The 23,288-nt window shown below is 64.0% G+C and carries 19 protein-coding genes; 12 read left to right on the forward strand and 7 right to left on the reverse strand.

Features of this window, described 5'->3' with window-relative positions:
- The 3 genes from ccmE to ACYG97_RS02190 are packed head-to-tail and all read left to right on the forward strand — an operon-like array spanning nucleotide 1 to nucleotide 2,893.
- Nucleotides 1-444: a cytochrome c maturation protein CcmE gene (gene ccmE, locus ACYG97_RS02180; RefSeq protein ID WP_023732025.1), complete on the forward strand. Its 444-nt coding sequence runs from the start codon at nucleotides 1-3 to the stop codon at nucleotides 442-444.
- Complete coding sequence (locus ACYG97_RS02185; protein ID WP_023732024.1) at nucleotides 444-2,435, forward strand: heme lyase CcmF/NrfE family subunit; 1,992 nt, start codon at nucleotides 444-446, stop codon at nucleotides 2,433-2,435. Before ccmE ends, ACYG97_RS02185 begins: the two co-directional genes overlap by 1 nt.
- On the forward strand, nucleotides 2,432-2,893 hold the full coding sequence (locus ACYG97_RS02190; RefSeq protein ID WP_023732023.1) for a cytochrome c-type biogenesis protein: 462 nt from the start codon (nucleotides 2,432-2,434) through the stop codon (nucleotides 2,891-2,893). Before ACYG97_RS02185 ends, ACYG97_RS02190 begins: the two co-directional genes overlap by 4 nt.
- On the opposite strand, the gene ACYG97_RS02195 is transcribed toward ACYG97_RS02190, so the two are convergent.
- Nucleotides 2,890-3,198: a type II toxin-antitoxin system RelE/ParE family toxin gene (locus tag ACYG97_RS02195; protein WP_023732022.1), complete on the reverse strand. Its 309-nt coding sequence runs from the start codon at nucleotides 3,196-3,198 to the stop codon at nucleotides 2,890-2,892. The two genes, ACYG97_RS02190 and ACYG97_RS02195, sit on opposite strands and share 4 nt — an antisense overlap.
- Nucleotides 3,195-3,464 (reverse strand): CopG family ribbon-helix-helix protein, encoded by a 270-nt coding sequence (locus tag ACYG97_RS02200; RefSeq protein ID WP_023684527.1) that lies wholly within the window; start codon nucleotides 3,462-3,464, stop codon nucleotides 3,195-3,197. The genes ACYG97_RS02195 and ACYG97_RS02200 overlap by 4 nt, the downstream gene beginning before the upstream one ends.
- Before the next feature lie 191 nt (nucleotides 3,465-3,655).
- Between ACYG97_RS02200 and ACYG97_RS02205 the strand changes: the two genes are divergently transcribed.
- From ACYG97_RS02205 to ACYG97_RS02225, 5 genes are all read left to right on the forward strand, one after another.
- Nucleotides 3,656-5,209 carry a Do family serine endopeptidase gene (locus tag ACYG97_RS02205; protein ID WP_023732021.1) on the forward strand — a complete coding sequence of 518 codons (1,554 nt, stop codon included), beginning with the start codon at nucleotides 3,656-3,658 and terminating at the stop codon, nucleotides 5,207-5,209.
- A gap of 254 nt (nucleotides 5,210-5,463) precedes the next feature.
- Entirely contained in the window at nucleotides 5,464-6,138 is a 675-nt protein-coding gene (locus tag ACYG97_RS02210; RefSeq protein ID WP_023670185.1) for a response regulator transcription factor, read from the forward strand.
- A 107-nt stretch (nucleotides 6,139-6,245) separates the two neighbouring features.
- The gene (locus ACYG97_RS02215) at nucleotides 6,246-7,721 is read left to right on the forward strand and encodes a sensor histidine kinase (RefSeq protein WP_023732020.1); all 1,476 of its coding nucleotides are present in this window, start codon (nucleotides 6,246-6,248) and stop codon (nucleotides 7,719-7,721) included.
- Between the two features lie 11 nt (nucleotides 7,722-7,732).
- Nucleotides 7,733-10,687: a bifunctional [glutamine synthetase] adenylyltransferase/[glutamine synthetase]-adenylyl-L-tyrosine phosphorylase gene (locus ACYG97_RS02220; protein WP_023732019.1), complete on the forward strand. Its 2,955-nt coding sequence runs from the start codon at nucleotides 7,733-7,735 to the stop codon at nucleotides 10,685-10,687.
- Between the two features lie 64 nt (nucleotides 10,688-10,751).
- A complete protein-coding gene (locus ACYG97_RS02225; protein WP_023732018.1) occupies nucleotides 10,752-11,225 on the forward strand; it encodes an EF-hand domain-containing protein in 474 nt (157 codons plus the stop codon).
- 104 nt (nucleotides 11,226-11,329) lie between these two features.
- Here the strand turns inward: ACYG97_RS02225 and ACYG97_RS02230 are convergent, their stop codons facing one another.
- Nucleotides 11,330-13,651 carry a PAS domain-containing sensor histidine kinase gene (locus tag ACYG97_RS02230; RefSeq protein WP_023684522.1) on the reverse strand — a complete coding sequence of 774 codons (2,322 nt, stop codon included), beginning with the start codon at nucleotides 13,649-13,651 and terminating at the stop codon, nucleotides 11,330-11,332.
- A 310-nt stretch (nucleotides 13,652-13,961) separates the two neighbouring features.
- Entirely contained in the window at nucleotides 13,962-16,601 is a 2,640-nt protein-coding gene (gene pepN / locus ACYG97_RS02235) for an aminopeptidase N (protein ID WP_023732017.1), read from the reverse strand.
- A gap of 37 nt (nucleotides 16,602-16,638) precedes the next feature.
- Between pepN and ACYG97_RS02240 the strand changes: the two genes are divergently transcribed.
- Together ACYG97_RS02240 and ACYG97_RS02245 are read left to right on the forward strand one after the other, a co-directional pair.
- Nucleotides 16,639-16,851: a hypothetical protein gene (locus ACYG97_RS02240; protein WP_155921555.1), complete on the forward strand. Its 213-nt coding sequence runs from the start codon at nucleotides 16,639-16,641 to the stop codon at nucleotides 16,849-16,851.
- Nucleotides 16,852-17,021: 170 nt separating this feature from the next.
- Nucleotides 17,022-17,924: a DMT family transporter gene (locus ACYG97_RS02245; RefSeq protein ID WP_023687251.1), complete on the forward strand. Its 903-nt coding sequence runs from the start codon at nucleotides 17,022-17,024 to the stop codon at nucleotides 17,922-17,924.
- Between the two features lie 19 nt (nucleotides 17,925-17,943).
- Here ACYG97_RS02245 and ACYG97_RS02250 read toward each other — a convergent pair whose 3' ends face one another.
- From ACYG97_RS02250 to ACYG97_RS02260, 3 genes are all read right to left on the reverse strand, one after another.
- Nucleotides 17,944-18,756: a helix-turn-helix domain-containing protein gene (locus tag ACYG97_RS02250; protein WP_023732015.1), complete on the reverse strand. Its 813-nt coding sequence runs from the start codon at nucleotides 18,754-18,756 to the stop codon at nucleotides 17,944-17,946.
- Nucleotides 18,757-18,980: 224 nt separating this feature from the next.
- The gene (locus tag ACYG97_RS02255) at nucleotides 18,981-19,859 is read right to left on the reverse strand and encodes a uracil-DNA glycosylase (protein WP_023731830.1); all 879 of its coding nucleotides are present in this window, start codon (nucleotides 19,857-19,859) and stop codon (nucleotides 18,981-18,983) included.
- Nucleotides 19,860-20,000: 141 nt separating this feature from the next.
- Complete coding sequence (locus ACYG97_RS02260) at nucleotides 20,001-20,555, reverse strand: hypothetical protein (protein WP_033003810.1); 555 nt, start codon at nucleotides 20,553-20,555, stop codon at nucleotides 20,001-20,003.
- Nucleotides 20,556-20,858: 303 nt separating this feature from the next.
- Between ACYG97_RS02260 and ACYG97_RS02265 the strand changes: the two genes are divergently transcribed.
- Nucleotides 20,859-22,538 carry an electron transfer flavoprotein-ubiquinone oxidoreductase gene (locus ACYG97_RS02265; RefSeq protein WP_023732013.1) on the forward strand — a complete coding sequence of 560 codons (1,680 nt, stop codon included), beginning with the start codon at nucleotides 20,859-20,861 and terminating at the stop codon, nucleotides 22,536-22,538.
- Nucleotides 22,535-23,281, forward strand: coding sequence for a DUF922 domain-containing protein (locus ACYG97_RS02270; RefSeq protein WP_348625725.1), 747 nt, complete (start codon nucleotides 22,535-22,537; stop codon nucleotides 23,279-23,281). Before ACYG97_RS02265 ends, ACYG97_RS02270 begins: the two co-directional genes overlap by 4 nt.
- The last annotated feature ends 7 nt before the right edge of the window (nucleotides 23,282-23,288 follow it).

Consider the following 23,288-nt stretch of genomic DNA (forward strand, 5'->3'; position numbering starts at 1 on the left):
ATGACGCGCAAGCAGAAGCGATTGTCGGTGATTGTCGGAGGTCTGGCCTTCCTCGGCGCCGCCACCGGGCTGACCTTCTATGCGTTGGGCCAGAAAGCCTCCTATTTCTATATGCCCGCCGATCTGACCACCGCCAGCTTGCAGCCGGGACAGCGCATCAGGCTCGGCGGCCTCGTCGAAAAGGGCACGGTCGTGCGCGGGCAGGGCGCGACGGTTGCGTTCTCGGTCACCGACACGCACAAATCGGTCAAGGTCACCTATACTGGCATCCTGCCCGATCTGTTCAGCGAGGAGCAGGGCGTCATCACCGAAGGCAGCTTTGGCGCCGACGGCGTTTTCGTCGCCGACAGCGTGCTGGCCAAGCATGACGAGCGCTACATGCCCAAGGAAGTCGCTGACGGGCTGAAGGCCAAGGGCGTGTGGCAAGAGAGCAAGAGCCAGTAATGGTTGAGACCGGACACTTCGCGCTCGTCCTCGCCTTTGTGCTGTCGCTGGTGCAGACGCTGGTGCCGATCATCGGCGCTCGTACCGGCAACCAGAGGCTGATGGCTGTCGGCGGTCCCGTCACGGTCACCGGCTTCGCGCTCACGGCGCTATCGTTCGCAGCACTCGCCGGCGCCTATGCAAGTTCCGATTTCTCGGTGGCGAGTGTGTGGGAAAACTCGCATTCGCTGCAGCCGCTCATCTACAAGATCACCGGAACCTGGGGCAATCACGAAGGCTCGATGCTGCTCTGGGTGCTGATCCTGACCTTCTTCGGTGCGCTGGTCGCCGTCTTCGGCTCCAATTTGCCGGCGACGCTGCGCGCCAATGTGCTGGCCGTGCAGGGGGCTATCGGCGCCACCTTCTTCCTGTTCATCCTGGCGACATCCAATCCGTTCACCCGGCTCAATCCGGCGCCGATCGAGGGCCGCGATCTCAACCCGGTCCTGCAGGATCTTGGCCTCGCCATCCATCCGCCGCTGCTCTATCTCGGCTATGTCGGTTTCTCCATCTGCTTTTCCTTCTCGGTCGCCGCCCTCATCGAAGGCCGCATCGATGCCTCCTGGGCGCGCTGGGTGCGGCCGTGGACGCTGGTCGCCTGGATGTTCCTCACCGGCGGCATCGCGATGGGCTCCTACTGGGCCTACTACGAGCTCGGCTGGGGCGGCTTCTGGTTCTGGGATCCGGTCGAAAACGCCTCCTTTATGCCGTGGCTGGCCGGCACGGCTCTTCTGCATTCGGCGATCGTCATGGAGAAGCGTTCGGCGCTCAAGATCTGGACGCTGCTGCTTGCCATCCTCACCTTCTCGCTGTCGCTGCTCGGCACCTTCCTGGTGCGCTCCGGCGTGCTGACCTCGGTGCATGCTTTCGCCACCGATCCGACCCGCGGCATCTTCATCCTGTGCATTTTGACGCTGTTCATCGGCGGCTCGCTGGCCCTGTTTGCGCTGCGCGCCTCACGGCTGACGGCCGGCGGCCTGTTCCACCCGATCTCGCGCGAAGGCGCGCTTGTCCTCAACAATCTGTTCCTGACCACGGCCACCGCAACCGTGCTGGTCGGCACACTCTATCCGCTCGCGGTCGAGGCGCTTTCGGCCGGCAAGATCTCGGTCGGCGCCCCGTTCTTCAACCTGACATTCGGCCCGCTGATGGTGCCGCTGCTGGTCGTGGTTCCCTTTGGGCCGCTGCTAGCCTGGAAGCGCGGCGACCTCTATGCCGTCGCTCAGCGCCTGATGGCGGCTTTCGGCGCCGCTCTCATGGCGATGCTGGTCACCGGGCTGTTCATCGACGGCGCGTCGGTGTTCGCCGCCCTTGGTGTCGGCCTCGCCTGCTGGCTGGTCTGCGGCGCGCTTACCGACCTCGCCGTCAAGTCCGGCTTTGGCAATGTGTCGCCCGCCATCATGCTGCGCCGTTTCGCCGGCCTGCCGCGTTCGGTGTTCGGCACTGCACTTGCCCATCTCGGCCTCGGGCTGACGACGCTCGGCATTGTCGGCACGCTGTGCTTCGGCACCGAAAGGATACTGTCGATGCATGCCGGCGAGAGCGTCGAACTCTCCGGCCACACGCTGCGTTTCGACGGCCTCTTCCCGGCGCAGGGTCCGAACTACAGCGAGCAGCGCGGCCGCTTTTCCCTGATCGGCGCCGATGGCGGCGTTTCAGCCGAAATCACCTCGGCCAAGCGCTTCTTTCCGGTGCGGCAGACGACGACGACCGAATCCGGCATCGAGACGATCGGCTTCAGCCAGCTCTATCTGTCGCTGGGCGATGAAGGCACCGATGGATCCGTCGTGGTGCGCCTGTGGTGGAAGCCGCTGGTGACGCTGATCTGGGGCGGAGCTCTGGTGATGATGGCGGGAGCCGCAATGTCGCTGCTCGACCGTCGCCTGCGGGTTGGCGCACCCTCGCGCCGCCGCAAGCAGGCAGCCTCCATGCCGTCGGCAGGCGCGCCGTGAGCACCAGGTCTCTGGCCTCGCTCGTGCTTTTGCTGGCGCTGCTGTTTGCCGGCGCGGCGCAAGCGGTGAAACCGGACGAGGTTCTCGCCGATGCGGCGCTCGAGGCGAGGGCGCGGCTGCTGTCGGAAGGCCTGCGCTGCATGGTCTGCCAGAACCAGTCCATCGACGAATCCGATGCTGACCTCGCCCGCGACCTGCGCATCCTGGTGCGCCAGCGTCTGGTTGCCGGCGATACCGACCAGCAGGTGATGGACTATATCGTGTCGCGCTACGGCGAGTTCGTGCTGTTGAAGCCGCGCTTCAGCCCGCGCAACGCCTTGCTTTGGGGCACGCCGGTGCTTCTGCTTCTGGTCGGCGGCATTTTCATTGTGCTGACCACACGCTCCCGCCGCTCGTTGGCAACCAAGGCGCTGAGCGCCGAGGAACAGGCGGCGCTGGACAAGATGCTGAGCGACTAGCTCGGCCATTCCTCCAAAGGCCAGTCCCGCGACGTGTGGATGGCGCGCAGGATAACAATGCTCTGACGGCCGGCGACCAGGCGCAATTCATAGGCAATGATGTAGGGCAGGCGGCCGATGGGCTTCTCATAAGTGCCTGTTACCCGGCCAGGTAGGCCCGTCGCCATATCACCAAGGCCCCGGCCCATTTCACGGATACGGTCCGCGAGGCGTCGGGCGGCGGCAGGATTGTCCTGAGCGATAAAGGCAACTTGCTGCGTGAGATCGTCCAGCGCTTCTCGCGACCAGGTGACGAACCGCTTCACGCCTTGCCTGCGCGCCTGGCTTTCGCTGCTTCGATCACCGCGTCGAGCTCCGCCATGGCGTCGTCGTGGGGCACGACACGGCCAGCCTCTGCGTCGGCCATGCCACGTTTTATGCCTTCGATGATATCCAGCTCGCGATCGACATAGGCTGAGACCGCCTCGGCGGCGAGGAACGATTTACTACGCCTGGTATCGGTAGCGATCTGCTCCAGCTTCAGCTTGGTCTCGGACGAGACTCGAATGGTCATGGTGGTGCTTGCTGTCATTGTGAAAGCCTTGTGCTGAGTTGTGTACACCATAGGGCAGCAGGCGAGCGCAACCAAGCGATTTGTGCGACCGCCCAACATTACAAAACTTTCATGCACCGGAAATGGCGCCGTAATGTGCGCCTCTCTATTTCTCTTGTCCGAGGATGCTCTGCCTGAGCCGCATCCAGTGAAAAGAGGATACGAGACCCATGACTATCGCCCCCAACCCATATTCCCGCACCCGCAAACGCCTGTTGGCCGCCGCCGCTTCGCTGGCCATTGCCGGCGGCATCGGTTTCGGCGCCGTTGCCACTGGTACAGCTCCCGTTCTGGCCGACGCCGTGCGGGTCGAAGCGCCCCAGGTGCCGGGCTTTGCCGATGTCGTCGAGCGCGTTTCGCCGGCCGTGGTCAGCGTCAAGGTCAAGGCCAAGATCGAGCCTGCCGCCGATGACGGCTCCGACCAGTCCGACGATCCGGACGGCATGAACAACCTGCCCGACAATCCGCAGCTGCGCCAGTTCTTCAAGCAATTCCGCGGCTTTGGTGATCAGAACGGCCATGAGGGCGGCAATCGTCGCTTCAGCCACCGCGACCATAACAACGACCAGCCGCGTCCGGTGGCGCAGGGTTCTGGCTTCTTCATCTCCGATGACGGCTATCTCGTCACCAACAACCATGTCGTCGAGGAAGGCTCCGCCTTCACAGTGGTGATGAATGACGGCAAGGAGCTTGACGCCAAGCTGATCGGCACCGATCCGCGCACCGATCTGGCGGTGCTCAAGGTCGATGGCGTCGGCAAGTTCACCTATGTCGATTTCGCCGACGATTCCAAGGTTCGCGTCGGCGACTGGGTGGTGGCCGTCGGCAATCCGTTCGGCCTCGGCGGCACCGTCACCGCCGGCATCGTCTCGGCCCGTGGCCGTGATATCGGCGCCGGTCCCTATGATGACTTTATCCAGATAGACGCTTCGGTCAACCGCGGCAATTCGGGCGGCCCGACCTTCAACCTTAACGGCCAGGTCGTCGGCATCAACACCGCGATCTTCTCGCCGTCGGGCGGAAGCGTCGGCATCGCCTTCGACATTCCGGCCTCGACCGCCAAGCAGGTGGTGCAGGATCTGATGAAGAGCGGCTCGGTGCAGCGTGGCTGGCTCGGCGTCGAAATCCAGCCGGTTACATCGGACATCGCCGAATCGCTGGGCCTGAAGTCGCAGAATGGGGCTCTAGTTTCGGGCGCCCAGGACGGTGGCCCCGGCAAGAAGGCCGGCATCACCGCCGGTGACGTGATCACCCAGGTCGAAGGCAAGGACGTCGCATCGCCGAAGGAACTGGCTCGTCTGATCGGCGCCTACCCACCCGGCAAGTCGGTCGACGTCACGGTGTGGCGCGACGGCAAGAGCCAGACCATCAAGGTCGATCTCGGCACGTTGCCATCCACCGACAAGCAGGCCTCGGCCGACCCGCAGCAGCCCGCGGCACCGGCAAAGCCCGCCGCGCTGGCCGATCTCGGCCTCACCGTCACCAAGTCGGAAAACGGCAAGGGCCTGGTGGTGACCGATGTCGATCCAGACAGCGATGCCGCCGACCGCGGCATCCAGCCCGGCGATGTCATCACCTCGGTCAATTCGACGGAGGTGAACGGCACCGAAGACGTCGCCAAGGCGATGGCCGATGCGGTCAAGTCCGGCCGCAAGGCGGTGCTGATGCAGATCACCCGCGACGATTCAAACCGCTTCGTCGCGCTGCCAGTCGCCAAAGGCTGACATCACACAGTTTCCAGTGCGGCGGTTTCAACACCCCCGAGCCGCCGCACGGGAAGCAAGGGGCCGAACGCGTTAGTCAGTCATCGTGTTCTGCCCCCGGCGGCAGCGGGCCCCCATCGCCCGCTGCCGCTCTAACATCGAAGCATGTCGCCCAAAAGTGCACGGCGGTTTTGGCAAAACGACATGCTTGAACGAAAGCTTTTGCGCTCATGGCGGCCCCTCAATCTTCCGGCGAAATCGCGTATAACGGCTCTATGAAGATTCTCGTCATAGAAGACGATCGCGAGGCGGCCGACTATATGCAGAAGGCCTTTGCCGAGGCTGGGCACACCGCCCATGTCGCCGGCGACGGCGAAACCGGCTTTGCGCTGGCCGATGCCGGCGACTATGACGTGATGGTCGTCGACCGCATGATGCCACGCCGCGACGGGCTCTCCGTCATTGCCGGCCTGCGCTCGCGCGGCAACACCACGCCGGTGCTGATCCTGTCGGCGCTGGGCGAAGTCGATGACCGCGTCACCGGTCTGCGCGCCGGCGGGGACGACTATCTGACCAAGCCCTATGCCTTTTCCGAATTGCTCGCCCGCGTCGAGGTGCTGAACCGCCGCGCCAGCGCCAGGGAGGCCGAAACCGTCTACCGGGTCGGCGATCTCGAGCTTGACCGGCTGTCCCATTCGGTCAAGCGCGCGGCGCGCGAGATCACGCTGCAGCCGCGCGAATTCCGCCTGCTCGAATATCTGATGCGCCATGCCGGCCAGGTGGTGACGCGCACCATGCTGCTCGAAAATGTCTGGGACTATCATTTCGATCCGCAGACCAACGTGATCGACGTTCACGTCTCGCGCCTGCGTGGCAAGATCGAGAAGGGTTTCGACAAGCCGATCCTGCATACGGTTCGCGGCGCCGGCTATATGCTGAAGAGCGGCTAGAGCATGATCCCAAAAAGTAGGTACCGGTTTTTGGAGAAGATCATGCTCCAACAAAGGGGTAGGTCATGATGAGATTTCAGCCAAATCTCATCATGAGCTAGAACTCGATGGCCCTTTCCCTGCCGGCCATCATGAGGACGACGGCGGCGCGGCTTTCAGCGCTTTATTTCCTGCTTTTCGCGCTATGTGCCGTGTTGCTGGTCTTCTACATGACGTCGTTGTCGGCCCGCATGCTGACCGGCCAGACCCAGCAGACCATCAATGACGAGGTGCTCGGCCTCGCCCGTGCCTATCAGAGCGGCGGCCTGCCGCGGCTGGTGCGCGTCGTCGAGCAGCGCTCGCGCCAGCCCGGCGCCAACCTCTATCTCATTGCCGACGTCAACGGCCAGATCCTCACCGGCAACGTGCAGAGCCTGGCACCGGGGGTGCTCGAGAGCGATGGCTGGACGACCGAACCCTTCTCCTATCGCCGTTTCGGCGAAGGTGAGCTCGAACGGCAGCGCAACCAGGCTTCTGACCCGAATGGCGCGCAGCCCGGCGAGACCGAAATTCAGTCCGAGGGCGAGAAGGGCCACAACGCCATCGCGCTGGTGCTGCGGCTGCCCAACCAGATGATCATGCTGGTCGGCCGCGATCTCGGCGAGCCCGAGCGCTTCCGCGCCGTCGTCCGCCGCGCCCTGATGCTGGCGCTGGGCATGATGGGCCTGGGCGGGCTGCTGATCTGGTTCCTTGTCGGCCGCGCCGCGCTGAAGCGCATCGACAGCGTCTCGGAGGCAAGCCGCCGCATCATGGGCGGCGATCTCACGGGACGGCTGCCGGTGACCGGCGCCGGCGATGAGTTCGACCGCCTGTCGGAAAACCTCAACACCATGCTGGCCAGGATAGCGACGCTCAACGAAGGGCTGAAGCAGGTCTCCGACAACATCGCCCATGATTTGAAGACGCCGCTGACCAGACTGCGCAACCGCGCTGAGGCGACACTTTCGGGCAAGCACAAGACCACCGACTACCGGCAGGCGCTGGAAGGCACCATCGCCGAATCCGACCAGCTGATAAAAACCTTCAACGCCATCCTGATGATCTCCAGGCTGGAGGCCGGCTATTCCTCGGAGAGCACCAGCAAGGTCGATCTCGCCGCCGCCGTCCGTGACGTTGTCGAGCTTTATGAGCCGGTGGCGGAGGAGGCTGGCGTGGTGCTCGAAACTGCCGCGGACGGGGATTTTTCCGTCGATGGCAACCGCGAGCTGATCGGCCAGGCACTGTCGAACATCGTCGACAACGCCATCAAATACTCGACCGATGCGGCGGAAAAGCCTGCCGTGCGCGTAGCCCTGCAGCGCGTCGGTCACGAAATCCGCCTTTCCGTTTCGGACAATGGCCATGGCATCCCCGATGACGCCGACCGCGCCAGGGCGACCGAGCGCTTCGTGCGGCTGGAAAAGAGCCGCTCCCAGCCGGGATCAGGCCTTGGTCTCAGCCTCGCCAAGGCGATCATGACTTTTCACAATGGCCGGCTTGAACTTCTGCCTGCCAATCCCGGATTGTCCGTTATCATGAGCTTCCCGGCGCGGGAGGACCATTGATGGCGGTGAGGATGGCTGCGAAACGGATCGAGACCGAATGGCGCCTGCAACTGGCGGCGCAGCTCGCGCCGCTGGATGAGACTCGCGCCCGGCGTGAACTGTCGGAGATCGCTGGCGATGCCAAGGACGAGAACCTGCCGCGTCTGGCGAAATTTCTAGGGGGCAAGGGCGCCGCACAGGAGTTTCTCGCTGCCGTCTTCGATCTCTCGCCCTTCCTCCGCGATGTCGCGCGCCGCCGGCCGCAAATCCTCGACGCGCTGTTTGATGACGGTGTCGAGGCCAGGCTGACCAGCATTGCCGAAGCGATCGGCAAGGCCGCCTTTGCCGAGACCGTTTCCGAATCCAGCCTGATGATGGAACTCAGGCAGTGGAAGGGTGAAGCTCACTTCCTGATCGCACTTGCAGACCTCTCCGGCGAGGCCGATACCGCGCTGACGGTAAGGCGCCTCAGCAATCTCGCCGATGCCTGTACCTGCGCGGCGGTCGACTTCCTGCTGCGCGACGCGCACAGCCAGGGCAAGCTCAAATTGCCCGATCCCGAAAATCCGTCACGGCAATCCGGCTGGATCCTGCTCGGCATGGGCAAGCTTGGCGCGCATGAACTGAATTTCTCCTCCGACATCGACCTCGTCGTCTTCTTCGATCCGGATGCGCCGGCGATCGTCGATCCGCTGGACGCCACCGAGCTGTTTGCGCGCCTGACCCGCAGGCTGGTCCGCATCCTGCAGGACCGCACCGGGCACGGCTATGTCTTCCGCACCGATTTGAGGCTTCGTCCCGATCCAGGCTCGACGCCGCTGGCGATCCCGGTCGAGGCAGCACTTCGCTACTATGAGGCGCGAGGCCAGAACTGGGAGCGCGCCGCCATGATCAAAGCGCGTCCCGTGGCCGGCGATCTCGATGCCGGGGATGCGTTCCTGCGGGAATTGCAGCCCTATGTCTGGCGCAAATACATGGACTATGCGGCGATCGCCGACGTTCATTCGATCAAGCGCCAGATCCATGCCCACAAGGGTCATGGCGAGATCGCGGTCAAAGGACACAACGTCAAGCTCGGCCGCGGCGGCATTCGCGAAATCGAGTTCTTCGTCCAGACCCAGCAACTGATCGCCGGCGGCCGTTTTCCGGAGCTGCGCGGCCGCGAGACGGTGCCGATGCTGGGTGCGCTGGCCGCGCGCAACTGGATCACCGCCGATGCACGCGACGCGCTCACGCAGCAATATTGGTTTCTGCGCCGCGTCGAACACGCCATCCAGATGGTCGCCGACGAGCAGACGCATATTCTGCCCGACGATGATGAGGGGCTGGAACGCATCGCCCATATGCTGGGCTTTGCCGATGCCGCCAGATTTGCCGAAACCTTTCGCGCGGCTTTGCATGAGGTCGAGCGCCATTACGCCGCGCTGTTCGAGACCGCGCCTGAATTGTCGGCCGGCGTCGGCAATCTGGTCTTCACCGGCGATGTCGACGATCCCGACACGCTGCAGACCTTGCACGGCCTTGGCTTCCAGCGGCCAAGCGACATCTGCCGCGTGATTCGAGGCTGGCATTTCGGCCGCTACCGCGTCACCCAGTCTGCGGAAGCGCGCGAGCGGCTGACCGAACTGACGCCGGCGCTGCTCAAAGCCTTCGGCCAGACGCGCCGGGCCGACGAGGCGCTGGTTCGCTTCGACGAATTCCTCGCCGGCCTGCCCGCCGGCATCCAGCTGTTTTCGCTGCTGCAGTCGAATCCCGCCCTGCTGAAACTAATGGCGACGATCATGGGCGCCGCGCCTCGGCTGGCGGCAATCATCACAAGGCGCCCGCATGTCTTCGACGGCCTGCTCGACCCGGCGCTGCTCGCCGAACTGCCCAACCGAGCCTATCTCTCAGCGCGGTTGGCCGCTTTCATCGAAGGCGACCGGGCTTATGAGGACGTGCTCGACCGTTTGCGCATCTTTGCCTCCGAGCAGAAATTCCTGATCGGTGTCAGGCTGCTCGCCGGCTCGATCGACCCGGCGCGCGCCGGCCGCGCCTTTTCCGATCTCGCCGACCTCACCATCGACGCCGCATTGCAGGCGGTGACCACCGAATTCGCGCTGCGTCATGGCCGCATCGCCGGCGGCACCGTGTCGCTGCTCGGCATGGGCAAACTCGGCAGCCGCGAGCTCACCGCCGGCTCCGATGTCGACCTCATTCTGCTCTACGACCACGACGCGAATGCCGACGAGTCCGACGGCGACAAGCCGCTCGCACCATCGCACTACTATACCAGGATGACGCAGCGGCTGATCGCGGCTGTCTCGGCGCCGACCGCCGAAGGCGTTCTCTACGAGCTCGACCTGCGCTTGCGGCCATCCGGCAACAAGGGGCCGGTGGCCACCCACATCGATGCCTTCAAGAAATACCAGCGCCAGGAGGCCTGGACCTGGGAGCACATGGCGCTGGCCCGGGGGCGCGCCATCGGCGGCGACGCGGCCCTTTGCGCCGAGGTCGAGGCCGAGGTGGCGGCACTTCTGGCCTTGCCGCGCGACGCCGCCAAGGTGAGGGCGGAGGCATCCGAGATGCGCGCGCTGATCGAGAAGGAAAAATCGCCGCGCGATCTCTGGGACATCAAGCTCATCTCCGGCGGCCTCATCGACCTCGAATTCATCGCGCAGGTGGCGGTTATAACCGGGCAGGTCGAAGCCGGCCGCAGGGTGACCGCGACCGGCGAAATCCTGGCGCATCTGTCGCCGGATTTCGCCGAGGCCGACGTCAGGCAGCAGCTTTGCGAAGCCTACCAGCTCTATCTGGCGCTGACCCAGATGACGCGGCTTTGCCTCACCGGCGCATTCGAACGCGATGACGTTCCGCCGGGATTGTCGGATCTGCTTCTGGCGGTGACTGACCTGCCGGATTTCGGTGTGCTGGAAGCACATCTCAAGGAGACGTCGCAAAAGGTCAGAAAGGATTTCGACCTTTTGCTTCGTACGAAACGGTTGTGAGGGCGTGAAGCGCTGGCGGCTGTTTCGGATCGCATCGGGGGTGACGATGCAACAGGAGATACCCATGAGAAAGACAACCGGACTTGCCCTTGCCTTCATCGCGCTTGCCGGCGCCGTCGGCACCACCGCCTATGCCGAGAACAATGCCAGCGCCAGAATGCGCGAGGGCACCATGATGCGCCTCGACAAGGCGATGAAGGATTCCAACGGCACCATCAGCTTCGACCAGTTTTCCGACGCCATGAACGCGCGGCTGAAGAAGCTGGTCGCCGATAATGGCGGCAAGCTGACAGTCGCCCAGCTCGCTGACGCGCTGGAGAAGGCGCGGTTCGAGGAAATGGCCAAGCGCATCGTTGCCCGCTACGACAGCAAGGGCGACGGCACGCTGACCACGGACGACATCACCGGGCGCGAGAAGAAGGTGTTCGCCATGCTCGACCGCAACAATGACGGCAAGATCGAGCGCAACGAACTCCCAAAGAAAGGCCGCATGGGCCGCCACCACCAATGGGACGGCGGCGACGACAGCATGGAGTGAAATGGCGATATGTCTCCGGCGGCGAAAGCCGCCGGAGCCCTTACATGACCGGGGCTACTCAGTCCTTGAACGCGGCGGAGAGCACCGCTCGCATTGGCGGGCCGTCAGGCCGCCGCCTTCACCGCCGGTTGCGCCTTCTTCACCGGGATGCGCACCGACACGATCGTGCCGACGCCTTCGGTCGAGCGGATTTTCAGCGCTCCTCCTTGCAACTCGGCCAGCGAGCGCGAGATGGCAAGGCCGAGGCCGGAACCGGCGTGGTTCTTCGAAAACTGGTTCTGCACCTGTTCGAAGGGGCGGCCAAGCTTGCTCAGTGCCTCCTTCGGAATGCCGCAGCCATTGTCCTCGATGGTCAGCACCAGCGCGCCTGACGTGTTGCGGGCGCGCACCGAGATATGGCCGCCCTGGCCGGTGAACTTCACCGCATTCGACAGCAGATTGATGGCGATCTGCTTGATCGCCCGGCGGTCGGCGAACAGCGTCATCGTATCGGCGATGCGGGTTTCGACCGTGATCGATTTCTCCGCCGCCTGCAGCGAGATCACCCGCACCGTCTCGCGGATCAGCGGGCAGAGATCGATTTCCTCGCGGTCCACCGAGAATTGGCCGGCTTCGATCTTCGACATATCGAGTATGTCGTTGATGACGCCGAGCAGATATTTGCCGCTGCCGTTGATGTCGTTGGCATATTCCTCGTAGCGCGGCGAACCGAGCGGCCCGAACAGGCCTTGTTCCATCAGTTCGGAGAACCCGATGATGGCGTTGAGCGGCGTGCGCAGCTCGTGCGACATGTTGGCCAGGAATTCGGATTTGGCCCGATTGGCGGCCTCGGCGCGCTCGGTTTCCTTCATATATTCGCGGTTGAGCTCGACCAGTTCCTTGGCGCGCTCTTCCTCGGCCCGGCGGGCGAGGCTGAGGTCGTGGATGGTCGCCATCAGCCGGCGCTCGCTGTCGACCAGCTTTTCCTGGTGCAGCTTGATCTGGGTGATGTCGGAGCCGACGGAGACCGTGCCGCCGTCCCGGGTCCTCAGTTCGTTGACCTGCAGCCAGCGGCCGTCGGAGAGCTGCCGCTCGAAGGTTGCGCCCCCTTGCGGCCCGTTGGTGTTGGCCAGCCGCCGTTCAGAGGCGAAGGCCAGCATGCGCTCTTCAAGCACGGCGCGCGCAGCGCCCGGCATGACGTCGCGGTCCGACAGGCCGTTGTCCTTCTGGTATTTGGAATTGCACATGATCAGGCGCTGGGCGGCATCCCACAGCACGAAGGACTCGTTGATGTTTTCGATCGCGGTCCGCAGGCGCAGGTCGGCCGCCTCCGAGCGCAGCGCCAGATGCCGCTGCTCGGTGACGTCGACGGCAATGCCGATCAGCTGGATCTCAGGCGCTTCCGGGTCGATCACCTGGGCCCTGGCGCGCATCCACACCCACTGGCCGTCGGCGTGACGCATCCGGAACACCTGGTCGATATGGTCGATCTCGCGCTCGACGATTTTGTTGGCCAGCTCGAACAGGTCGCCGTCCTCGGGGTGGATGATGTCGTCGACCTCGCCGAACGACAGCATCGAGTTGCAGGGCTCGTAGCCCAGCATGTCGTACATCGAGCGCGACCAGTACATCTTGCCGCGCACCATGTCCCAGTCCCACAGGCCGCAGCGACCGCGAACCAGCGCCATGTCGATGCGCTGATGGGCTTCGAGATAGATGCGGTCGGCTGTCTGGGCGCGCGATGCCTGGCCGAAATAGGCGTAGAGGATGATGATCAGCACGCCGGCTGTCAGCACAAACAGCGTGACGTTGAGCGAGACGGTCTTGCGCCAGTTGTCGAACGCCGCTTCCTGCGGCACCAGCACGGCCGCGGCGTTCTTGCGGTCCCGGGTCAGGCTCACCGCCGCGTACCAGTCCTGGCCGCCGATGCTGACATCCATGACCCCGGCGCGGTCGCCGAACATGAACAGCGGCTGGCCGTCCAGCACCAGGCTGTCCAGCGATCGCCCTTGCCAGCCGGTCGACAGCGGCGACACGGCAATGATCTTGAAGGCGCTGTCGGTGATCACAAGCACATGGCTTCTGCCCATGGCGCCCTGGCGGCTCGTGCTTTCCAGAAGATCAATTGCACCGCTGGATGCCGCGGTCGGGTCGGCCGAGATTGCGTTCGCCATCTGGCCGGCGGCGAGACCTAGCACCGCCTTGCCGTCGCGCTCGGCCTCGTCGCGCTCGTTCATCAGCGACAGCACGCGCAGTGCGGCGATGACGATCAGGAAGATGATGATGAGAGCCGGTATCGAACGGCGCAGAAGGGGTTCGGCAGCCAGGAGCCGCCGGTAGGCTGGTTCAGCGATGAGCCGCGTATTGCCGGCGAGGCCGTCGCCTCGCGCCTTGCGCCGCTCAAAAGCCGTCCCTTCGGGCGCGCCCCACGCGTCCGCCTTGGCCATAAATGGCACTCCCCGAATTTCCGTACGCTTGACGATCCGGCAACACCGCACATCCGAATCGTCTGTAAAGAATCAAAGGTGATTCGCCTTGTCCAGAGGCGCGGCCGAAAAACATTAAAAATTGATTGAAATAACGCTGAAATCCCTCCCCTTGAGGGGAGGGTGGCCCGAAGGGCCGGGTGGGGTCCTCGGCGAAGCGCTCGACTCTCTCAATCACGGTCGAAGTTGGTCGAGGTCGCGCACTGCCGCAACGACCCCACCCGTCCATCCGCCTTCGGCGGCTGTCCACCGTCCCCTCAAGGGGGAGGGATCAGGCCAGCGTTCGCTCCACAATGTCCCGCAAATCCGCCGACAGGTTCTCGGCACCGGCGATGGCCAGCAGCGCTTCCCTGGCCTTGGCTTGCCTGCCCGGCTCCAGCGAGCGCCACGAGCGCAGCGCTGTCGCCAGCCTGGCCGCCACTTGCGGATTGCGTTTTTCAACCTCGAGTACGGTCTGGGTAAAAAACCGGTAGCCTTCGCCATCGGCGCGGTGGAAGCCGGTCTGGTTGGCGCTGGCGAATGTGCCGACCAGCGAGCGCACCCGGTTCGGATTGGCCATCGAGAAAGCTGCGTGACCAGTCAGCTCGCGTACCGTGTCGACTGTCCGGCGTCCCGGCACGCTGGCCTGGATCTGGAACCATTTGTCCATGACCAGCGGATCGGCGCCATAACGCGCCTCGAAATCGGCCAGCGCCTTGATCGCCTCCGGCGAACCGTCATGGCGGTGCGCAAGGACGGTCAGCGCTGCGGCGCGGTCGGTCATGTTGGTCGCGGTTTCGAAATGCCGGGCGGCGAGCGCAGCACCTTTCGGCAGCAGCGAGAGGTAGTCGAGCAGGATGTTGCGCAGCGCGCGGCGTCCCGCACTTGCCGCGTCGGGGCTGAACGGCCCGTCGCCGGCGAGGCGGCCGTATAGGTCGGTGAACGTTTGCTGATTGGCGCGCGCGATTGCCAGCGCCAACGCCTCGCGAGCGGCAAAGATGGCGTCGGGATCGATGTTCGTGCCGATGTCGCGGGCAATGTCGGCCTCGCCCGGAAGTGACAGCGCCAGCGCCCGGTAGGCAGGTTCCAGGGTCTCGTCGCCGGCGATCTTGCCGGCAAGTCCGGTCAGCCTGGCGGTGAAAGCCGGCTTCGCGCCGCCGAGGATCTGGCGGAAGGCCGCTATCAGCGCATCGGTGAGCAGCGTGTTGAACGCCTGCCAGCGCGCGAAGGCATCGCTGTCATGGCCGGCGAGGAAGAACTGGTCGTCGGCCTTCTGCTCGACCGAAAGTGTGATCGGCGCCGAAAAGCCGCGATTGAGCGACACCGCCGGCCGCTCGGCGACGCCTGAGAAGCGCACCATATGTCGGCGCTTGCGGATATGGATGACACCGTCTTCGACGGTGGCGCCTTCGACGCCGCCATAGGCGACCGGTTCGCCGCCGGCGCCGACCAAGCCGAAGGCGAGCGGAATGTGCATCAGGCGCTTGCGGCTCTCCGACGGTGTCGGCGGCACCGACTGCTCGATCTCGAGGGTAAACTCGCGCGTCGCCGGATTGTGCGTCGAACTGACGGTCAGGTTCGGGGTGCCCGCCTGGTGATACCAGAGCGCGAACTGAGACAGGTCGCGCCCGGAGGCGTCCTCGAACACCTTCAGGAAGTCCTCGATCGTCGCGGCCTCGCCATCATGGCGCTCGAAATAGAGGTCCATGCCGGCGCGGAAAGCCTCGGCCCCGAGAATCGTGCGGATCATGCGCACGACTTCCGAGCCTTTTTCGTAGACCGTCGCCGTGTAGAAATTGTTGATCTCGCGGTAGCGGCGCGGCCGTACCGGATGCGCCAGCGGTCCCTGGTCCTCGGGGAACTGGTGCGCCCTGAGCGTGCGCACTTCGGCGATGCGCTTGACCGCACGCGAGCGCTGGTCGGCGGAGAATTCATGGTCGCGAAAGACCGTCAGCCCTTCCTTAAGGCAGAGCTGGAACCAGTCGCGGCAGGTGATCCTGTTGCCGGTCCAGTTGTGGAAATACTCATGCGCGATGATCGCCTCGATATTGGCGAAATCGGCATCGGTGGCGGTTTCCCGGTCGGCCAGCACATACTTGTCGTTGAAGATATTGAGGCCCTTGTTCTCCATGGCCCCCATGTTGAAGTCGGAAACGGCGACGATGTTGAAGACGTCGAGGTCGTATTCGCGGCCGAAGGCCTGCTCGTCCCATTGCATCGAGCGCTTCAGCGCGTCCATGGCGTAGCCGGCAAGCCCCTCCTTGCCTGGCTCGACATAGATGCCGAGTTCGACCTCGCGCCCGGACATGGTGACGAAACTGTCCGCAACCTTGCCGAGATTGCCGGCCACGAGCGCAAACAGATAGGACGGCTTGGGGAAGGGGTCGTCCCAGACTGCAAAGTGCCAGCCGTCGGCAAGCGCGCCGCTTTCGACCGGATTGCCGTTGGAAAGCAACAGCGGCGCTTCGTCCAACCTTGCCTCGATACGCACGGTATAGACCGACAGGATGTCGGGGCGGTCGAGGAAATAGGTGATGCGGCGAAAGCCCTCGGCCTCGCATTGCGTGCAATAGACATTGCTGGAGCGGTAGAGGCCCATCAGCGCCTCATTGCTGGCCGGCGCGATCTCGGTCTCGAGCAGCAGCTGGAAACGGGCCGGCGGCCTCAAAATGGTCAGCTGGTCCGGCGTGGCGAGATACTCGGCCGGGGCAAGCTCGCGACCGTCGATGGCAATGCGCTTGAGCACCAGCCCGTCGCCGTCCAGCACCAGCGACGTCGAGACGGCGGCGCCATCGCGGCGTTCGATCGTCAGCACTGCGGTGACACGCGTTGCGTCTGGCGAAAGGCGGAAGGTGAGGCCGGTTTGCGGGATGGAAAAGTCGTTGGGGCGGTAGTCTTCGAGCTTGAAGACCTGGCCGGTATCGGTTCGCATTCCCTTGGGTTTCCCTGTCGCTATCGGAGCCGCTGACGTGTCCTGGCCCATTAAATCTAAAGTTGCGCGCTCTTTACACGAAACGGTCACTCGACAAAACTGCGCCAATGCCTATTTCGGGGCGTTCCCCTTCCGCCATTATCGTGAGGCCTTGATGACCGTCGTCACATCGAAGTTCGGCATGGGCGCCTGTTTACCGCGTCGTTCGACGCGCATCTCAGCGGAGATCCGGGAAGCAACAAAACAGTGAAAGCCGGCCCTGGAGACGAAGCGGGCGGGAAACTGTCCGATCATCCCGGCGCGCATCGGCCCAATAATCGATGTCGATTTTTGGAAAGCACGATGCGCAGATTTAAAGTGTCAGAGCGTCCTTTACGCGTCGAAGACGACGCGCGGCGCTCTAATGTTCTCACCGGGATCATGCTCAAGGTCATGTCGGTGGCGGTCTTTGTCGGCATGCAAACCTGCATCAAGGCCGCCGGCACTTTGCCGGCCGGCCAGATCGTCTTCTTCCGCTCCTTCTTCGCCATCTTCCCGATCATCGCCTTCCTGGCCTTCAAGAGAAAACTGGGCACGGCGTTCGCCACCAAACGCCCGCTGAACCACATTGCGCGCGGTGTCGTCGGCGTTTGCGCCATGGGGCTCGGCTTCTTTGCGCTGACCCGGCTGCCGCTGCCTGAGGCGATCACGCTGAACTATGCCCAGCCTTTGCTGGTGGTGGTGTTCTCCTCGCTATTCCTCGGCGAAGCCATTCGCGTCTATCGCTGGAGCGCGGTTGCGGTCGGTCTGGTCGGCGTGCTGATCATCTCCTGGCCGGAGCTGACGCTGCTCACGTCGGGCGTCGCGCTCGGCGACCAGGAGGTGCTGGGCGTCATCGCTGCTCTTGTTTCTGCAGCAATCTCCGCCAATGCCATCCTGCTCGTGCGCAATCTTGTCCAGACTGAACGAACAGCGACCATCGTGTTGTGGTTCTCGGCGACGGCGAGTGTCATGGCGCTGCTTACGCTGCCCTTCGGCTGGCAGGCGCTGACGCCGCTGCAGGCCGGTCTGCTGGTCGCAGCAGGGTTCTGTGGCGGGCTGGCGCAGATTTTGATGACGGCGGCGTACCGCCATGCCGAAGCTTCGGTGGTGGCGCCGTTCGAATACACCTCGATGATCCTCGGCGTGGTCGTCGGCTATTTCGCCTTTGGCGATATCGCCACCATCAACACGCTCGTCGGCGGTGTGATCGTCGTTGCCGCCGGCATGTTCATCATCTGGCGCGAGCGCCAACTCGGCCTGGAACGCACCCGAACGCGCAAGGCAGCGCCACCACAGGGGTGAGGAGGTCCGCGGGGTTGGCTCAGTTAGCTTCCGCACGTTCCTTCGCCAGCCGCACCAGCACCGCTCGCGTCTGCTCGTCGGCCGGGAAGAAAGACTCGATCGCCAGTTCCGACAGCGTCACGTCAAGCGGCGTGCCGAAGACGGTGATGGTGCTGATGAAGGACAGCACCTGGTCGCCATGCGCCAGCCGCAGCGGATGGACGATGCCGTTGGGCTCGACCGGCACCGGCCGCGCACCCTTGAGCCCGGACGGATAGGTTCGCAATTCGCGCTCCAGCTCGACCAGGACGGGATCGCCGGCGGCATCGTTCTGGTGTTTCAGCCGCTCCAGCAGATGCGCCCGCCATTCCGCGAGATTGACGATGCGCGGTGCGATGCCGTTCGGGTGCAGGCTGAGGCGCAGCACATTGACCGGCGGCTGGAGCAGCGACGGCTCGGCAACATCGGCCAGAAACGGGCCGATGGCGGCATTGGCGGAAATCAGGTTCCAGTGCCGGTCGACGGCCAGGGCGGGGAACGGCTCATGCCCTTTGAGCACGCTCTCGACCGCGGCAAGCGCCGGCGCCAGCGTCGCATCTGTGAGTGGCCGCTCGCTGAAGCTCGGGGCAAAGCCGGCAGTCAGCAACAGCTGATTACGCTGCCGCAGCGGAATCTCAAGCTGCTCGGCCAGATGCAGCACCATCTCGCGCGAGGGCGCGGCGCGGCCGCTTTCGACGAAGGAGAGATGACGCTGGGAAATCTCAGCCTCCATTGCGAGATCAAGCTGGCTCATGCGCCGGCGCGTGCGCCATTCGCGGATCAGGCTGCCGGCGGAGGTTTGGGCTGTTGTCATGGGGGATGAGTAGGCCGGGGAGAGGCGTATTTCAATTACCTGGGAGGTCATTGGCGCGGTTCTCCCTTCTCCCCCTGTGGGAGAAGGTGGCCGAGCGAAGCTCGGTCGGATGAGGGGTGTTCCAGGGAACGCCAACGTCTCACTCCGCTGGAACACCCCTCATCCGTCTCGGCGCTGCGCGCCGATCCACCTTCCCCCACAAGGGTGGAAGGAAGAGGCGCGCTTCACCCCAGCTCCCGCAACTTCGCCTTCACCTCGAGAAAATCCCGCCACGCCAGTTTCTTGTGCGCCGGCGTCCGCAAGAGATAGGCCGGGTGCAGCGTCGGCATGGCCGGAATGGCAGTGCCCGACACCGTCGTGTGCACCTGCCAATTGCCGCGCAGGCGCAGAATGCCCTCGGTCGTGTTGAGCAGGGTTTTGGCCGAAGGGCCGCCGAGATTGACCAGCACCTTCGGATTGACCAGCTCGATCTGCCGCTCGATGAAGGGGCGGCAGATTTCGGTCTCGTGCGGCGTCGGCGTGCGGTTGCCGGGCGGCCGCCAGGGAATGACGTTGGCGATATAGACCGAAGTCCGGTCAAGCCCGATCGCCCCCAGCATGCGGTCGAGCAGCCGGCCGGAGCGGCCGACGAAGGGCAGGCCCTCAATATCCTCGTCGCGGCCGGGCGCCTCGCCGACCAACATCACCAAACCTTCCGGATTGCCGTCGGCAAAGACCAGGTTCTTGGCGGTGAATTTGAGGTTGCAGCCATCGAACGACGCCATGTGCTGGCGCAGTTCGTCGAGCGTCGAGGCACTTGCCGCCATTTGCCGGGCCAGGGCCGCCTGTGCCTCGTCGGGCACCGTCGCCATGGCCGGAACGGAACGCGCCGGCGCGTCCGGCACCCGGCTTGCGTCCAGCCCGGGGCTGGCGGCGGCTTGTTCCGGAAACTTGTTTTCGCGAGGCGGCGCGGCAGGCGCCGTTGTGCGCTCGGGGCGCTCCGGTGCTGCCCCGGCAAACCGGTTCACCGGCGCGTCCTCCAACGCTTCGTCGACACCGGCAGAGGCGTAGAAGGCGAGCAACTCGGCCAGGTCGGATCGGTTGTTGGGGGAGGCGGCAGTCATGCCGGGCACATTCGTCCGCCGAGAGGTGATTTGCAAGGTTGGGCGGTTAGTAATCTCCCCCTCAAGGAGGGAGATTACGCGCTCGTCGGCTTTCGCCAATCACGAAGGGCATTTCGTGGCGATTTTCACGGCGTCTGCCGCTTACCCCGTCGGTATCCGCGGATCCTGCACCAGATAGAACGTCCAGCGCGGCGTGTAGTCGGTGATCAGAAACTCGAAGCGTCCCCTCTTCAGCGGGTCGATCTGTCCACTCTTGAACAAGAGCCGGTCATAGGGTTCGAAATCGCGGTCGAAATCGGCGTACGCGCTCGACAGGATGTTGTCGGGCGTCTTGTTGCGCTGGTCGAAGGACAGGCCGTCGCCGAACACGCTCGGCTGGTTGAGTATCTCCTGCAGCTCGAACTGGAATTCAACCCAGGCCTGGCCGCTGTTGTTGAGCACCTCGATACGCATGTACAGGATGCCGCTGGCGAATTCGCCGTTGGTGCTGAACGGCTGGATCGGTTTGGTGGTGCGGATGGTGAGCGTCACCGGCGTCGACGAATTCAGCTCCTCGGAGATGACCAACGGATCTTCCTTGGTGCCGGTGCCCGAGGCGCCGGTGATGTGGAAACCGCCAAGCTCGTCGGAAAAGGAATAGGCGCCGGTCGCCCACACCTTCACCGGCTCGGCCTGAGCGCGAACCGGCGTAAGCATTGAAAGGGCGAGAAGGATCGCTCGGCAGGTCCGGCCGGGCGGAAGGGGGAAGCGCGTCAATGAATAGCCGGACGGCGTGCGCATGGAAATAAGTATGGCCGATAAGAGAGCCGTCGAACAATTAAAATATGGGACGCTGAGCGCGGCCGCGCGCAAAACGCTTGCGGCAGAGTTGTCATCCGCGACTTTTTGTCGAAATCGGCATTGTCACGTCAGCGCCGGTTTCCTGTCGCGGATTGATGCGCTATGCAGCGCAGGAGCCAGCAAAATGCCCGGAAACGGTCGGCCAGTGCGGAGGGGTTGATGAGCGAGATCGAACGCGAGAGCATGGAATTCGACGTGGTCATCGTCGGGGCCGGCCCGGCGGGCCTTGCCGCAGCGATCCGTCTCAAGCAGGTCAATCCCGAGCTTTCCGTCGTGGTGTTGGAAAAGGGCGGCGAGGTTGGTGCCCACATTCTGTCAGGCGCCGTCGTCGATCCCATAGGCATCGACCGCCTGTTGCCGGGCTGGCGCGAGGAAGATGGCCACCCCTTCAAGACGCCGGTTACGGCCGACGATTTCCTGGTGCTCGGCCCCGCCGGCTCGTTCCGTCTGCCCAATATCCTGATGCCGCCGCTGATGAGCAATCACGGCAACTACATCGTCTCGCTCGGCAATGTCTGCCGCTGGCTGGCAACCAAGGCTGAAGCGCTAGGCGTCGAAATCTATCCGGGCTTTGCTGCCGTCAGCCTCGTCTACAACGATGCCGGCGCCGTCACGGGCGTCATCACCGGCGACATGGGCGTCGAAAAAGACGGCACACATGGCCCGGGCTTTGCGCCGGGCATGGCGCTGATGGGCAAATACGTGCTGATCGGCGAGGGCGCGCGCGGTTCGCTGTCCAAGCAGCTGATCGCAAAATACAAACTGTCCGACGGCCGTGAGCCCGGCAAATACGGCATCGGCCTCAAGGAGCTGTGGCAGGTCAAGCCCGAGAACCACCGGCCGGGTCTGGTGCAGCACTCCTTCGGCTGGCCGCTCGACCTGAAGACAGGCGGCGGCTCCTTCCTCTACCACCTCGAGGATAACCAGGTCGCGGTCGGCTTCGTCCTGCATCTCAACTACAAGAACCCCTGGCTGTCGCCCTTCGAGGAATTCCAACGCTTCAAGACGCATCCGGCGATATCGCGCACCTTCGAGGGCGCCAAGCGCATCGGCTACGGCGCGCGCGCCATTACCGAAGGCGGCTGGCAGTCGGTGCCGAAACTCTCCTTCCCCGGCGGCGTGCTGATGGGGTGTGCGGCGGGCTTCGTCAACGTGCCGCGCATCAAGGGTTCGCACAATGCGGTGCTGTCCGGCATGCTGGCGGCCGAGCATGTCGCGCAAGCGATCGGCTCCGGCCGCGCCAATGACGAACTGTCGTCTTATGAGGACGCCTGGCGCGCGACCGATATCGGCAAGGATTTGAAGAAGGTCCGCAACGTCAAGCCGCTCTGGTCGCGCTTCGGCACCATTATCGGCGTCGGCCTCGGTGGTCTCGACATGTGGCTGAACACGCTGTTCGGCTTCTCGCCCTTCGGCACGCTGAAACATGGCAAGGCCGATTATGCCACGCTTGAGCCCGCGGCCAAGCACAAGAAGATCGCCTATCCCAAAGCGGACGGCGTGCTGACCTTCGACCGCCTGTCCTCGGTGTTCCTGTCCAACACCAATCACGAGGAAAACGAGCCGGTGCATCTCATCGTCGGCGACATGGAGTTGCAGAAGCGTTCCGAGCATGATGTCTTTGCCGGGCCTTCGACCCGCTATTGCCCGGCCGGTGTTTACGAATGGGTCGACAAGGACGGCAACGCCGCCGCCGATCCGTCTGACAAGGATGTGCGTTTCGTCATCAACGCGCAGAACTGCGTGCACTGCAAGACCTGCGACATCAAGGATCCCAACCAGAACATCAACTGGGTGCCGCCACAAGGCGGCGAAGGCCCGGTCTATCAGGGCATGTGAGCCTCACCGACCGGGGCCGTCTCAACCAGCAAAAATGGCGGCGATGGCCGGGTTTACCAAGGCATGTAAGGCGCTCGGCGCCAAAGATTGTTGAAACCGTCGTCTGCTTGTGGTCTCATTGCCGCGTCCATGGGGAAAATGGCATGCGCGTGGTGGTCTTGTTTTGCGTCGCCGTCGTAAGCGCGGCCTGCGGCGTCGTCGGGACGGCGTCGGCGGGGGTGAAAACCGTCGTCAAGACGCGAACCTATGACATCACCGGCACGACAGGTGCCGGTCTGGTTATCGCCATGAACCGCAGGGGCCCCAAGCACGGTTTCATGACCCACGCCATCGCGCAGACAAGCTACACCGCCGACTGGAGCCTGGACGTGGGTCAGGTCAACGGCGTCTGCCGCCTGCGCCAGGCCAATGGAACGCTCAACATCGCCTACACCTACCCGCGCGTCGCCTCGGCCGTCACGCCGGCGCTGCGCAAACGCTGGAACCGGTTTTTCACAGGCGTTCTCGCTCATGAAGGAACCCATGGCCGTATCGCCGGGCAGATGATGCAGGCTGCCGAGCGGTCGGTTCGCGGCCTGAAATTTGCCAACGATCCGCAATGCAACAAAACGCGCGTCGAAGCCACGCGGCGCTTGCAAGCCACTTCCAAGCTCTATGAGGCAAAACAGATCGCGTTCGACGCGCGCGAGCACAGTGAAGGCGGCCATGTCGAGCGCATCATCGAGGCCTTGGTAGGCTTGTGAAACCGTA

This window comes from Mesorhizobium sp. W067 (assembly GCF_054719525.1).

What these genes read in the sequence shown, in the direction of transcription:
- ACYG97_RS02255 (WP_023731830.1), bottom strand. Translation starts at nt 19,859, where the DNA reads ATGACTGCCGCCTCCCCCAACAACCGATCCGACCTGGCCGAGTTGCTC.
- ACYG97_RS02250 (WP_023732015.1), bottom strand. Translation starts at nt 18,756, where the DNA reads ATGACAACAGCCCAAACCTCCGCCGGCAGCCTGATCCGCGAATGGCGC.
- ACYG97_RS02230 (WP_023684522.1), bottom strand. Translation starts at nt 13,651, where the DNA reads ATGGCCAAGGCGGACGCGTGGGGCGCGCCCGAAGGGACGGCTTTTGAG.
- ACYG97_RS02185 (WP_023732024.1), top strand. Translation starts at nt 444, where the DNA reads ATGGTTGAGACCGGACACTTCGCGCTCGTCCTCGCCTTTGTGCTGTCG.
- ACYG97_RS02225 (WP_023732018.1), top strand. Translation starts at nt 10,752, where the DNA reads ATGAGAAAGACAACCGGACTTGCCCTTGCCTTCATCGCGCTTGCCGGC.
- ccmE (WP_023732025.1), top strand. Translation starts at nt 1, where the DNA reads ATGACGCGCAAGCAGAAGCGATTGTCGGTGATTGTCGGAGGTCTGGCC.
- ACYG97_RS02260 (WP_033003810.1), bottom strand. Translation starts at nt 20,555, where the DNA reads ATGCTTACGCCGGTTCGCGCTCAGGCCGAGCCGGTGAAGGTGTGGGCG.
- ACYG97_RS02210 (WP_023670185.1), top strand. Translation starts at nt 5,464, where the DNA reads ATGAAGATTCTCGTCATAGAAGACGATCGCGAGGCGGCCGACTATATG.
- ACYG97_RS02265 (WP_023732013.1), top strand. Translation starts at nt 20,859, where the DNA reads ATGAGCGAGATCGAACGCGAGAGCATGGAATTCGACGTGGTCATCGTC.
- ACYG97_RS02200 (WP_023684527.1), bottom strand. Translation starts at nt 3,464, where the DNA reads ATGACAGCAAGCACCACCATGACCATTCGAGTCTCGTCCGAGACCAAG.
- pepN (WP_023732017.1), bottom strand. Translation starts at nt 16,601, where the DNA reads ATGCGAACCGATACCGGCCAGGTCTTCAAGCTCGAAGACTACCGCCCC.
- ACYG97_RS02205 (WP_023732021.1), top strand. Translation starts at nt 3,656, where the DNA reads ATGACTATCGCCCCCAACCCATATTCCCGCACCCGCAAACGCCTGTTG.
- ACYG97_RS02245 (WP_023687251.1), top strand. Translation starts at nt 17,022, where the DNA reads ATGCTCAAGGTCATGTCGGTGGCGGTCTTTGTCGGCATGCAAACCTGC.
- ACYG97_RS02215 (WP_023732020.1), top strand. Translation starts at nt 6,246, where the DNA reads ATGGCCCTTTCCCTGCCGGCCATCATGAGGACGACGGCGGCGCGGCTT.
- ACYG97_RS02220 (WP_023732019.1), top strand. Translation starts at nt 7,733, where the DNA reads ATGGCTGCGAAACGGATCGAGACCGAATGGCGCCTGCAACTGGCGGCG.